The 13,345-nt window shown below is 61.6% G+C and carries 8 protein-coding genes and 1 pseudogene; 6 read left to right on the plus strand and 3 right to left on the minus strand.

The genetic code is table 11. From position 1 onward, the window contains the following. Positions 1-107: 107 nt before the first annotated feature. The 5 genes and pseudogenes from HKK53_RS02405 (at position 108) to HKK53_RS02425 (ending at position 8,726) form a co-directional block, all read left to right on the plus strand. Positions 108-2,993, plus strand: coding sequence for a TonB-dependent receptor (locus tag HKK53_RS02405; protein WP_169369167.1), 2,886 nt, complete (start codon positions 108-110; stop codon positions 2,991-2,993). 211 nt (positions 2,994-3,204) lie between these two features. Continuing rightward, complete coding sequence (locus HKK53_RS02410) at positions 3,205-5,055, plus strand: extracellular solute-binding protein (RefSeq protein WP_169369168.1); 1,851 nt, start codon at positions 3,205-3,207, stop codon at positions 5,053-5,055. After that, positions 5,042-6,106, plus strand: a complete 1,065-nt coding sequence (locus HKK53_RS02415; RefSeq protein WP_169369169.1) for a microcin C ABC transporter permease YejB — start codon at positions 5,042-5,044, stop codon at positions 6,104-6,106. The genes HKK53_RS02410 and HKK53_RS02415 overlap by 14 nt, the downstream gene beginning before the upstream one ends. Beyond that, on the plus strand, positions 6,106-7,128 hold the full coding sequence (locus tag HKK53_RS02420) for an ABC transporter permease (RefSeq protein WP_169369170.1): 1,023 nt from the start codon (positions 6,106-6,108) through the stop codon (positions 7,126-7,128). The genes HKK53_RS02415 and HKK53_RS02420 overlap by 1 nt, the downstream gene beginning before the upstream one ends. Positions 7,129-7,142: 14 nt before the next feature. Further along, positions 7,143-8,726: pseudogene (locus HKK53_RS02425) on the plus strand (ABC transporter ATP-binding protein). A 98-nt stretch (positions 8,727-8,824) separates the two neighbouring features. On the opposite strand, the gene HKK53_RS02430 reads toward HKK53_RS02425, so the two are convergent. The 3 genes from HKK53_RS02430 to HKK53_RS02440 all read right to left on the minus strand — a co-directional run bounded on the left by HKK53_RS02430 (position 8,825) and on the right by HKK53_RS02440 (position 12,048). Beyond that, a complete protein-coding gene (locus HKK53_RS02430) occupies positions 8,825-10,663 on the minus strand; it encodes an amidohydrolase (RefSeq protein WP_169374160.1) in 1,839 nt (612 codons plus the stop codon). Positions 10,664-10,958: 295 nt separating this feature from the next. Then, the gene (locus tag HKK53_RS02435; protein WP_149658176.1) at positions 10,959-11,273 is read right to left on the minus strand and encodes an SCP2 sterol-binding domain-containing protein; all 315 of its coding nucleotides are present in this window, start codon (positions 11,271-11,273) and stop codon (positions 10,959-10,961) included. A 64-nt stretch (positions 11,274-11,337) separates the two neighbouring features. Then, positions 11,338-12,048 carry a histidine phosphatase family protein gene (locus HKK53_RS02440; RefSeq protein WP_169369171.1) on the minus strand — a complete coding sequence of 237 codons (711 nt, stop codon included), beginning with the start codon at positions 12,046-12,048 and terminating at the stop codon, positions 11,338-11,340. A 208-nt stretch (positions 12,049-12,256) separates the two neighbouring features. Between HKK53_RS02440 and sohB the strand changes: the two genes are divergently transcribed. Further along, on the plus strand, positions 12,257-13,279 hold the full coding sequence (gene sohB / locus HKK53_RS02445) for a protease SohB (protein WP_169369172.1): 1,023 nt from the start codon (positions 12,257-12,259) through the stop codon (positions 13,277-13,279). The last annotated feature ends 66 nt before the right edge of the window (positions 13,280-13,345 follow it).

The raw sequence follows: 13,345 nt of genomic DNA on the forward strand, positions 1-13,345 counted from the left end.
CTACAGAAACGGCATAACCTCATCACCCAACGGTCTAACCACCGCTCTATAAAATCCCTCCCGCCAGCCCACAACCCTGCATAAACCAAACGCAGGGATGGCTGTCCATGATTCAATTTCCACCGCTCAAATCCCCTTTGACCCTGGCCTTGCTGCTCGCCATGAATACACTGCCGGCCCTCGCCGCGAGCAGTGTCGATTTCAACCTGCCGGCCGGGCCGCTGGACCAGACCTTGTTGGGGATTTCGCGCCAGACCGGCACGCCGATTTCCTTTGATCAGTCCCTGGTGAACGGCATCAACGCCCCGGCGATCCACGGCCAATTGACCCAGGCCCAGGCGTTGACCCTGGCCTTGCAGGGCAGCGGTTTGAAAGATGACGACGGCGTGATCAGCGCCGCAACGACGACAACGTCCTCAGCCAAAGCATTCGCCGAACCCACCACCCAGCTCCAGCGCGTGGAAGTCACCGGCAGCGCAATCCGCCGCGTGGACGCCGAAACCGCCGTGCCGATCACCATCCTGCGGGTCGAGCAGTTGCGCGAGCAGGGCGTGACCAGCACCGAAGAACTGGTCAGCCGCATCTCCGCCAACCAGTCCTCGGTCGGCTCGGGGCGTTCGGTGGGTTCCAGCAGCGGCGGCGCGTCGTACGCGGACTTGCGCGGCATCGGCCCGAACAAAACCCTGGTGCTGCTCAACGGCCGACGCTTGAGCAACAACGCCACCAGCGCGATCAACGGCTCCGGCGTGGACTTGAACACCATTCCCTTCGCCGCCATCGACCGGGTCGAAGTGCTGCGCGACGGTGCCTCGGCGCTGTACGGCACCGACGCCATCGGCGGGGTGATCAATTTCATTACCAAGAAAAGCCTGACCACCGGCCAACTCACCACCGGTTACGACACGCCGACTCATGCGGGCGGCGGAGACAGCCACAACTTCAGCGGCAGTTGGGGCTTCGGGGATCTGGAGGACGACCGCTTCAACGTGTTCGGCGTGGTCAGCTACGACAAACAAAAACGCCTGGCCGCCGAGGACCGCAGTTACACCTACAACTACCAGCCTGGTCGCGGTCTGGATTACACCTCCGGCACCGCATCGCCGGCCAACTGGAGCCAGGGCAGCAACGCGACCAACCCGTTGGCAGGTTCCGGGTGCAACGCGCCGGGGCTGTTGTCGCGCAACGGCATCTGCCGCCAGAGCCTGTGGAATTACCTCGACCTGGTGCCGGAAACCGAGAAGACCTCAGCCTTCGCCAAAGCCACCGGCAAACTCTCGGACGACCACAACGTCAGCCTCGAATACTTCTGGGCGCGCAACGAAAACCGCACGCAGATCGGCCCCGGCACCTTGATGGGCAATCAGGTCAACCCCGGCATCACGTACTATCCGGGCAACGGCGTCACCCCAGGCCCCAGCGGCTTTGCCCTCGACCCGACGCAACCGGTGGACGTGAACTGGCGTGAAACCGATGTCGGCGCGCGCCAGCACGAAGACGACAACACCAGCCAACGCTTGTTGCTGAGTTTCGACGGGAACCTGGTGGGCTGGGATTACAACGTCGGCGCTTCGTACAACCAGAACAAAGTGGTCAATTCGATCCTCGACGGCTACGTCAACGACCGCGCTGTGAGCCAGGGTATTGCCACCGGCGTGATCAACCCGTTCGGCCCGCAGACGGCGGCGGGGGATGCCTTGCTCGCAGCCAACGCCGTGGACGGTGATTACGGCACGGCGGTCGGTCGGGTCAAGGCGATTGACGGACGGATCAGCCGCGAGATCGGCGACTGGTTTGGTTCGGGTCCAACCGGTCTGGCCTTGGGCGGCGAGTATCGCAAGGAAGACTTCCATCAGGACTTCGCACAGTTTGCCGGCGACATCCAAAGCCTCGGCGTCGATCCCAACGGCAGTGTGGCCGGGGATCGCAGCGTCTCGGCCGAGTACGCCGAAGTCAACGTGCCGGTACTCGACAGCCTGGAACTGTCCGCCGCGGTGCGCCATGACAAGTACAGTGATTTCGGCAGCACCACTAACCCGAAATACTCGTTCCGCTTCCAGCCATTCAAGGAACTGGTGGTGCGTGGCGCCTACAGCGAAGGCTTTCGCGCGCCGTCGTTGTATGAACTGTACAACCCGAATTTCACCTCGTTCACCAACGCCAACTACAACGACCCGCGCCTGTGCGCCGGCGGCAACCCGAGCAACGGCGGGATCGCCAACCGCGACTGCGCGCAGCAGTTCAACCGCACCTCGGGCGGCAACACCGAACTGAGCCCGGAAACCGCGCGTAACGTGACACTCGGCTTCGTCTATCAACCCTTTGATCGCCTGACCACCGGGCTGGATTTCTGGTGGATCAACATTGCCAACCAGATCGCCGAATTCCCGGAATCGGCGGTGTTCGAGAATCCTGAACTGTATCCAGAACGATTGATTCGCAAGCCGGACGGCTCCATCGACCACATCGTGACCGGCCTGGCCAACCTCGGCAAAATCAAAACCAACGGCGTCGATGTCAGCTTCGACTATCGCTTGCCGAGCACTTCGATTGGCGATTTCGGCATCGGCCTGCAAGGCACCTACGTCACCCGCTACGAGTATCAGCAGCAACTCAAGGGCGACTACATCGACAAGCTCGGCGACTTCCGTGGCGGTGACTTTTCCTCGGCCGGTGCCGTGGCGCGCTGGCGTCACAGCCTGACCGGCACCTGGAACCGCGGACCGTTCGGCGCGAGCCTGTCCAACCGCTACACCAGCGGCTACCACGACTCCGACCGCGAGACCCACGACTACGTCGGCTCCTACAACGTGTGGGACGTGGCGGGCACTTACACCTGGCGCAAGACCCTGGGCGTGACCCTCGGGGTAAAGAACCTGTTCGACCGCGAACCGCCGTTCAGCAACCAGACCTACACCTTCCAGAGCGGCTACGACCCGAAGTACGGCGACCCGTTTGGGCGGACGTTGTACACGCGGGTCAGTTACAACTTTTGATTGGAAACCACGTAGTCAGGACCGGTTTTAGGAACCAAGTGTTCTAACTGTCGCCCTATAAAAACCGCAGGTCTGTTGCACATAACAGGCAGGCGGGAAGGGTGGGTGTCCTGATTTGACTGTCACGGTTTGGGGGGGTGGTGATTGCCAGGGCCCTATCGCGGGCCAGCAGCAACACCCACCCGGCCAAAGATAAAAAGGCTGCTTCCCGATGCCATCCCGATTCTGTCTGTTGGGCCTCTGCTTGCTGCTTAGCCCAACCCTTTTCGCCGCACCACAACCCGCCCTCACGGTCTACGGCGAAGCCCCCAAATATACCCCGGGCTTCCAGCACCTCGACTACGTCAACCCGAACGCGCCCAAGGGCGGCAGCCTGCGTCGTTCCTCGCTGGAGGGCGGGCCGTTCGATCATTTGATCCCGTATGTCGACAAAGGCACCGGCGTCGCCGAAATCGACACCTGGCTCTACGCCCCGTTGGCCTATCGATCCAAGGACGAGCCCTACAGCGTCTACGGCTTGGTCGCGCAGCAAATGGAACTGGCCCCGAACCGCACCTGGCTGCGTTTCTACCTGAACCCGGCGGCGCGTTTCGACGATGGTCGTGCGATCACCGCCGAGGACGTGCGCTACACCTTCGAACTGTTCACCACCCAGGGCAGCCTCAAATATCGCCAGCAATTCGCCGATGTCGCTGAAGTCATCGTCGAGTCGCCGACCCAAGTGCGTTTCGTGTTCAAGAACAATGAAAGCCGCACGCTGCCGCTGGATCTGGCGACTTTGCCGGTACTGCCGGAACACTGGTGGAAAACCCGCAACTTCGCCGACGGCGGCGGTTTCGAGGCCCCCCTGGGCAGCGGGCCATATCGGGTCAGCGCCGTGGATGCCGGGCGCAGCGTCAATTTCGAGCGAGTCAAGAATTGGTGGGGCAACGACCTGCCGATCACCCGCGGCCTCTACAACTTCGATGCGCTGCGGGTCGAGTTCTTCGCCGACAGCGACGTTTCGCGCCAGGTGCTGAAGGCCGGCGGCTTCGACTACAACCGCGAATTCTCCGCAACCAATTTCACCATCGGCTACGCCGGCACCGCACTGGATCAAGGACGCCTGATCCGCGAACACCTGGCCCCCGGCGCAGCCCAGGGCGCTCAGGGTTTTGTGTTCAACCTGCAAAAACCGTTGTTCCAGGACCGCCGTGTACGGCAAGCGATTGCCTTGCTTTGGGACTTCGAATGGAGCAACCGGCAGATGATGCGCAGCATGTACCTGCGCCAGCGCAGCTATTTCTCCCACAGCGAGCTCTCGGCCACGCAGCTGCCGGACGCCGAAGAACTGAACATCCTCGAACCGTGGCGCGGCCAGATTCCGGATGAAGTGTTCAGCGACGTGTTCCAGGCGCCGCACACCGACGGCAGCGGCATCATTCGCGGCCAGCAGTTGCAGGCGCTGAAACTGCTGACGACGGCGGGTTGGAAGCCCGAGGGCGATCAGTTGGTGAACGCCAAGGGCGAGCCGTTGCACTTCACTTTTCTCAACGGCCAGAAAGGCTTCGAGCGGTTGTTGTTGCCGTTCAAGCGCAACTTGGCGCAGATCGGTATCGGCTTCGATATCCGCCAGGTCGACACCGCGCAATACACCAACCGCGTGCGCAGCCGCGACTACGACATGATCGTCGCCGGCTACCCGGTGAGCCAGGCACCGGGGCGCGAGCTGTTCAACTATTTCGGTGCCGACGGCGCGGATGATCCCGGCTCCAACAACTACATGGTACTGCGCGATCCGGCGGTGGACGGCTTGCTCACCGGGCTGGTGCATGCCACCGACCGCGCGAGCATGTTGCGTCACGCGCGGGCGCTGGATCGGGTGTTGCAGTGGGGTTACTACTGGATTCCCAACTATTACCCGCCGGGGATTTCCACGGTGTGGTGGAACCGTTTCGGTCGTCCGGCGATTGCGCCGTTGTACGACGCCGGCCTGGAAACCTGGTGGGAAATCAGCCCGTCGGCACTGACCCAGACCCAAATGGAACAACGCACTCAGGAGTATTCCCATGTGGGGTTATAGCCTGCGGCGTTTGCTGCTGATCGTGCCGACGTTGCTGTGCATTCTGCTGGTCAATTTCGTCATCGTGCAGGCCGCGCCGGGTGGTCCGGTGGAGCAGGCCATCGCGCGCTTGCAGGGCATCGGCGTTGGTGGCGCGGTGGGTGGTGGACATGTCGAGACGGTCGGCGGCGAATCCCGCGCCACCCGTGGCCTGGACCCGAAACTGGTGGCGGAAATAGAGCGCCAGTACGGCTTCGATAAACCCGCCGGCGAACGCTTGTGGCTAATGCTCAAGCGTTATACGCGGCTGGATTTCGGTTCGAGCTTTTTCCGGGGTGCATCGGTGATTGATCTGATCCTGCAAAAGCTCCCGGTGACCTTGTCGCTGGGATTGTGGGCGACGTTGATCACTTATCTGGTGTCGATCCCGCTGGGGATTCGCAAGGCCGTGCATCACGGCTCGGCATTCGATGTCTGGAGCAGCGCAGCGATCATCATTGGCTACGCGATGCCGGGATTTCTGTTCGCGCTGTTGCTGATCGTGGTGTTCGGCGGCGGCACCGTTCTGGACTGGTTTCCGGTGCGCGGCCTGGTCTCGGAAAACTTCGCCGAGCTGTCGGCCTGGGGCAAGGTCGCGGACTACTTCTGGCACCTGGTGCTGCCGGTCAGCGCGCTGGTGATCGGCGGGTTTGCGACGCTGACGATCCTGACCAAGAACAGCTTTCTCAACGAGATCTCACGGCTGTACGTGGTGACCGCGCGGGCCAAGGGGCTGAGCGAAAACCAGGTCTTGTATGGTCATGTGTTCCGCAACGCCATGCTGCTGGTGGTCGCCGGATTGCCCCAAGCGCTGGTGACGGTGTTCTTCGGCGGCTCGTTGCTGATCGAGGTGATTTTCTCTCTCGATGGCCTCGGCCGTATGAGCTACGAAGCCGCCGTGGCGCGGGATTACCCGGTGGTGTTCGGATCGCTGTTCATCTTCACCCTGTTTGGCCTGCTGATAAAACTGTTGGGCGACCTCTGCTACACGCTGGTCGACCCGCGCATCGATTTCACCGCGAGGGCTGCCTGATGCTGACATTGTCTCCAATCGGCCTGCGGCGTTGGGCGCGGTTCAAGGCGCATCGGCGTGGCTGGTGGTCGTTGTGGCTGTTTCTGGCGTTGTTCGGCCTGAGCCTCGGTGGTGAACTGGTGGCCAATGACAAGCCGCTGCTGGTGTCGTATCAGGGCCAGTGGTATTTCCCGGCGTTCAAGCGCTACACCGAGCAGGACTTTGGCGGCGAGCTGCCGTTCCAACCGGACTATCGCAGTTTGCAGTCGCGCGAATTGATCGAGGGGCAGGGCGGCTGGTTGCTGTTTGCGCCGATCCCGTTTGGCTTCGACACGGTCAATTACGACCTGACCGAACCGGCGCCGAGCCCGCCGTCGCGGGAGAACTGGCTGGGCACTGACGATCAGGCGCGGGATGTCCTGGCGCGGGTGATTTTCGGCACACGGATCTCGCTGTTGTTCGCCTTGGCACTGACCGCCGCCAGCGCCTTAATTGGCATCGTTGCCGGCGCGTTGCAAGGTTATTACGGCGGCTGGATCGACTTGCTCGGTCAACGGTTGCTGGAAGTCTGGTCGGGGCTGCCGGTGTTGTACCTGCTGATCATTTTGTCGGGCTTCGTCGAACCGAATTTCTGGTGGCTGTTGGGGATCATGGCGCTGTTTTCCTGGCTGAGCCTGGTGGACGTGGTGCGCGCCGAGTTCCTGCGCAGCCGGGGCCTGGAATATGTGAAAGCCGCGCGAGCGCTGGGCGTCGGCGATGTGCAGGTGATGTGGCGGCACATCCTGCCCAACGCCATGAGCGCGACCCTGACCTACCTGCCGTTCATTCTGACCGGGGCCATCGCGACTTTGTCGGCACTCGATTTCCTCGGCTTCGGCATGCCGGCCGGCAGCGCATCGCTGGGCGAGCTGATCGGCCAGGGCAAAAACAATCTGCAAGCACCGTGGCTGGGCCTGACGGCGTTTTTCGCCCTGGCGCTGATTCTGTCGTTGCTGGTGTTTATCGGCGAAGCCTGCCGTGATGCTTTTGATCCCCGCTCTTGAGTCAGGAGAATGAGATGACCGATAACCTGATCGAATTGCGCAACCTGCGGGTCGCATTCAATGGCTGCGAAGTGGTGCACGGCGTTGACCTGGATATCCGCCCCGGTGAATGCCTGGCGTTGGTAGGCGAGTCCGGTTCCGGCAAATCGGTGACCGCCCACAGCATCCTGCAATTGCTCGAACCTTCGACCACCCGGATCGACGGCAGCATTCGTTATGCCGGTGAAGAGTTGCTGGGCACGTCGTCCAAACGCCTGCGGCAACTGCGCGGCAATCGCATCGCGATGATTTTCCAGGAGCCGATGAGTTCGCTGAACCCGCTGCACACAATCGAGCGGCAACTGGGTGAAACCCTGGCGTTGCACAAGGGCCTGGCCGGTGTTTCAGCGCGCAGGCGGATTCTGGAATTGTTGTAACTGGTCGGCATCCAGCATGCAGCAAGTCGCGTGAAGGCCTATCCGCATCAGCTCTCCGGCGGCCAGCGGCAACGGGTGATGATCGCCATGGCCCTGGCGTGCGAACCCGAGTTGCTGATCGCCGACGAGCCGACCACCGCGCTGGATGTCACGGTGCAACGCAAGATTCTGCTGCTGCTCAAGGCGCTGCAACAGCGCTTGGGCATGGCGCTGCTGATCATCAGCCACGACTTGAATCTGGTGCGCAGCATCGCCCAGCGCGTGGCGGTGATGCGTGGCGGGGTGATCGTCGAGCAGGCGTCTTGCGAGCAGTTGTTCAGCGCGCCGCAGCATCCCTACAGCGTTGAGTTGTTGAATGCCGAGCCGGGTGGCACGGCGCTGTGGCGGGACGATGCCGAGACATTGCTGGCGGTCAGTGATGTGAAAGTCTGGTTTCCGTTGGGCGGCGGCTGGCTGCGACCCAGGTCGTATCTCAAAGCTGTCAACGGCATCGACTTGAGCCTGCAACGAGGTAAGACCCTGGGCATTGTCGGCGAGTCGGGTTCGGGTAAGTCGACGTTGGGCCAAGCGATTTTGCGGCTGATTGAATCCGAGGGCAGCATTCGTTTCCGGGGCGAAGCGCTGGAGTCGCTCAGCGGCAAGCAGTTGCGGCCCCTGCGTAAGCGCTTGCAGGTGGTGTTCCAGGACCCGTTCGGCAGCCTCAGCCCGCGCCTGAGTGTGGAACAGATCATCGCCGAAGGCTTGCAGGTGCACAGCGACATGAATGCCGCTCAGCGCGAGCAAGCGGTGATCGATGTGCTGAGGGAAGTCGGCCTCGACCCGGCCACCCGACATCGCTATCCCCACGAGTTTTCCGGCGGTCAGCGGCAACGTATTGCTATCGCTCGGGCGCTGGTGCTTAAACCGGAATTGATCCTGCTGGATGAACCGACCTCGGCGCTGGATCGCACGGTGCAGAAGCAGATTGTCGGTTTGTTGCGCCGGTTGCAGGAGGAGCATGGTTTGACGTATCTGTTTATCAGCCACGATTTGGCCGTGGTGCGGGCGCTGGCCCATGATCTGATCGTGATGAAGGATGGCGAGGTGCTGGAACGCGGCGCTACTGCCGAGCTGTTTGGTGCAGCGCAGCATCCGTATACGCGGGAGTTGTTGGCCGCGTCGTTCGCACAAAGCCCCTTGTAGGAGCGAAGCTTGCTCGCGAAGGCGTCATGTCAGTCAGCATTGATGTTGAATGTGACGACGCGTTCGCGAGCAAGCTTCGCTCCTGCAAGGTTTCGTGTTTAGAAGGCGAAACAGGAACAGCCAAACGCCCCCCAGAACCCCTGGAAGTCACTGACCGGCGCCGACGACAACCGCGCCCGCTGGTGACTATGGGCATGCACCGCGCACGCGCCGACACAGTGGTGAACCTGCGCGGCCAACGGTTTCCAGTGCCCCGGTACTTTGGTGACCGGCGACCACTCGGGCACTACCGGGATCGGCGGTGGCGAGAGTTTTTCAAACTCGACACTGCCATAGACAATCTTGCCGTCGACAATCGTCAGCACCGACTCGATCCACTTGATCCCTTCGTCTTCGATGTGGAAATAGTCCGCCGACAGCGCAATCAAGTCCGCCAATTGCCCGACCTTGATCTGGCCTTTCTGCCCTTGTTCGGACGAGAACCAGGCGCTGCCATGGGTGAACAGTTCCAGCGCCGTGTCGCGGCTCAAGCCTTGCGGGTACAACTCCAGGCCGCCGACGGTGCGGCCGCTGACCAGCCAATACATCGAAGTCCAGGGGTTGTAGCTCGACACCCGTGTCGCATCGGTGCCGGCGCCGACCGGAATGCCTTCGGCCAGCATGCGGGCGATGGGCGGGGTGTGTTCGGCGGCCTTGGCGCCATAGCGGTCAACGAAGTATTCGCCCTGGAACGCCATGCGGTCCTGGATCGCAATGCCACCGCCCAGGGCTTTGACCCGCTCGATGTTCTGCGGGGTGATGGTTTCGGCGTGGTCGAAAAACCATGGCAAGCCATCGAACGGAATGTCGCGATTGACCTTCTCGAACACGTTGAGCATGCGGCTGATGGATTCGTTGTAGGTCGCGTGTAAACGGAACGGCCAGCGCTGCTCGACGAGGTGACGCACCACCGGTTCCAGCTCTTGCTCCATGGTTTGCGGCAGGTCCGGGCGTGGCTCCAGGAAGTCCTCGAAATCCGCCGCCGAGAACACCAGCATCTCGCCGGCACCGTTGTGCCGCAGGAAGTCGTCGCCCTGGCCGTAACGGGAGGTGCTGGTCCAGTTCTTGAAGTCGGTCAATTCTTCCTTGGGTTTCTGCGTGAAGAGGTTGTAGGCGATGCGCACCGTCAGTTGCTTGTCGTCCGCCAGTTGCTGGATGACTTGGTAATCGTCCGGGTAATTCTGGTAACCGCCGCCGGCATCGATGGCACTGGTAACGCCCAGGCGATTGAGTTCGCGCATGAACTGCCGGGTGGAGTTGACTTGCTGTTCCAGCGGCAGTTTCGGTCCCTTGGCCAGGGTCGAGTAGAGAATCATCGCGTTGGGTCGCGCGATCAGCATGCCGGTCGGATCGCCATTCGAGTCGCGGACGATCTCGCCGCCCGGCGGGTTTGGCGTGTCGCGGGTGTAGCCGACCACTTTCAACGCGGCGCGGTTGAGCAGGGCGCGGTCGTAGAGGTGCAGGACGAACACCGGCGTATCCGGCGCGGCTTTGTTCAGTTCTTCGATCGTCGGCAGGCGTTTCTCGGCGAACTGGAATTCGTTCCAGCCACCGACCACGCGCACCCATTGCGGCGTCGGCGTGCGGTCGGCCTGGTCCTTGAGCAGGCGCAAGGCGTCGACCAGCGAGGGCACGCCTTCCCAGCGCAGTTCCAGGTTGTAATTGAGGCCGCCGCGAATCAGGTGCAGGTGCGAGTCGTTGAGGCCGGGAATCACCGTGCGCCCGTGCAGGTCGATGATCTGCGTGCCCGGACCTTGCAGGGCCATGGCCTGGGCATCGCTGCCGACCACCACGAAGCGTCCGTCCTTGATCGCCACGGCACTGGCCTGGGGTTTCTTGCGGTCGACGGTGTGCAAGCGACCGTTGTACAGAATCAGATCGGCCGGGGCATCGGGCATGGTTTTACTCCCTGCGAATAGTGGGCTGACCCAGGCACCGACGGCGCCTGCCGAAAGGCCTTGCAGTACACGGCGGCGATTGAATCCGTCGTGGTCGTCAGGTGGGCTCATGGCAGTGTTCTCCGCTCAGTTCTTCATGAAAAAACCGGGATTGAACAGCCGATGTCTGACGCATGCGGCCAGAAGGAATATAGACCGCAAATCAATTTCCCGATGCCCAAACGCACGAATCCCGCCACAAGGGGCGGGATTCGTGTGCAGCCAGAGAGGCTCCCCGAAGCGGGGAGCCGTCATCTTACGACGGGAACAGCTCGGACAGCTTCATTGCCAGCATCATGTCGCCTTCAGCGCGCAGTTTGCCGCCCATGAACGCTTGCATGCCGTCAGTCGAACCGTCGACGATGCCTTCCAGGGTCTCGGCGTCCATCACCAGCGTGACCTGGGCGTCCGGGTTTTCGCCTTCTTTCAGTTCGCAGGTGCTGTCCTTGACGATCAGAGAGAAGTGCTTGGATTCGTCGATGCGGAAACCGAAGACCAGGTCCAGACCGGCAGCGGCGGCTGGGTTGAACTTGGCTTTCATTGCTTGTACGGCATCAGCTACGGAGGTCATGGTTCGATCCTTTCTTGGGTAATTAGAGCTGGGTGATTACAGCCAGGGTCACAATAGTCCGGACTCAGCGAAACGTGATGAGTTCCGGGGCCTTCAGCAGTTGCAAATGCGCATGACTGTTGAAGGAAGCCAGAGCCACCTCGCGACCACGGAACTTCAGTTGGTTGAGCGAGGTGTTGACGATTTGCCAGTTGAGTTCAAACGCCTGGCGAGCAGGCATTTGTGTAATGAGGTGGAGCAGGGCAGTGATGGTGCCGCCGGAGGTGAACACGGCGATTTTCTGCGTGTTGTCCGCCAGTTCTAGGATGCGGTTCAGCCCGGCCTGGACCCGTTCGACAAAACCCAGCCAGCTTTCCAGCCCCGGCGTGTCGTAGGTGCCGGCCAGCCAGCGCTCGATGATCAGGGCGAAGATACGCTGGAACTCGGCACGGTTTTGTGCGGCGTTGCGCAGGACGTCCAGCGCTTCCGGTTCGTCTTTGAGCATGGCCGGAAGCAGGGCGCGGATCACCGCGTCGGCGTCGAATTCGTTGAAGGCGGAATCGGTTTCCAGGGTCGGCGTCGACAGGCCCACGGCGGCGAATTGCTCCAGCGCGGTGGTGGCGGTGTGCTGCTGGCGACGCAAGTCCCCGGCAAGGCAGCGATCGAAGCTGATACCCAGCCCGGCGAGGTGCTGGCCGAGGATTTCTGCCTGGCGGATACCGGTCGGCGACAGGACGTCGTAGTCGTCTGCACCAAAGGAGGCCTGGCCATGTCGAATCAAGTAGATGCTGCCCACGTCCGCGTCATCCCGGTACGTTGAAGGTTTGGCGAGGTTATGAGGATGACCGTGAGCTGTCAATGAAAAAACATACGCTTGTTTGAAATGCCCGTTACAGGCCTGTTGCCAGAGGTTTCACGGCTGGCCCCAAAGGCGGGGCATGGGTATGCTGGAGCCATCCCGCGCGCGCGTTTTCAAGCGGCGCATTGTATTGAAGGAGTCCTGTGTGGAGTTTTTTGCCGAGTACGCCAGTTTCCTGGCCAAGACCGTGACCCTGGTGATCGCCATTCTGGTGGTCCTGGCCAGTTTCGCGGCATTGCGCAGTAAAGGTCGGCGCAAGTCGGCCGGCCAGTTGCAGGTCAGCAAACTCAATGATTTCTACAAAGGCCTGCGTGAACGCCTGGAGCAATCCTTGCTCGACAAGGATCAGCTCAAAGCCCTGCGCAAGTCCCAGACCAAGACCGAGAAAAAACAGAAGAAGAAACCCGAGGCCAAATCCCGGGTGTTCGTGCTGGATTTCGACGGTGACATCAAGGCTTCGGCTACCGAAAGCCTGCGCCACGAGATCACCGCACTGCTGACCCTCGCCACGCCCAAGGACGAAGTGGTCCTGCGCCTGGAAAGCGGCGGTGGCATGGTGCACAGCTACGGTTTGGCGTCGTCGCAACTGGCGCGTATCCGTGATGCCGGTGTGCCGTTGACCGTGTGCATCGACAAGGTCGCGGCCAGCGGCGGCTACATGATGGCGTGCATCGGCGAGAAAATTATCAGCGCCCCGTTCGCCATCCTCGGTTCCATCGGCGTGGTGGCGCAACTGCCTAACGTCAACCGCCTGCTGAAAAAGCACGACATCGACTTCGAAGTGCTGACCGCCGGCGAGTACAAACGCACCCTGACCGTGTTTGGCGAAAACACCGAGAAGGGCCGGGAGAAGTTCCAGGAAGATCTGGACATCACCCACGCGCTGTTCAAGAACTTCGTGTCGCGCTATCGCCCGCAACTGGCCATCAATGAAGTGGCCACCGGTGAAGTCTGGCTCGGTGTGGCGGCCCTGGACAAACAACTGGTGGACGAACTCAAGACCAGTGACGAATACCTCTCCGAACGCGCCAAGGGTGCGGAGTTGTACCACCTGCACTACGCCGAACGCAAAAGCCTTCAGGAACGCGTCGGCCTGGCGGCCAGCGGTTCCATCGACCGCGTGTTGCTGAACTGGTGGAGTCGCCTGACCCAACAGCGTTTCTGGTAACGCCAACAGCAGCCCGGCCACTCAAGTGGCCGGGCTTTTTTATGCGCGTTAGATAAGTTTTTGATA

The sequence above is a fragment of the Pseudomonas sp. ADAK7 genome (genome assembly GCF_012935675.1).
Taxonomy (GTDB): domain Bacteria; phylum Pseudomonadota; class Gammaproteobacteria; order Pseudomonadales; family Pseudomonadaceae; genus Aquipseudomonas.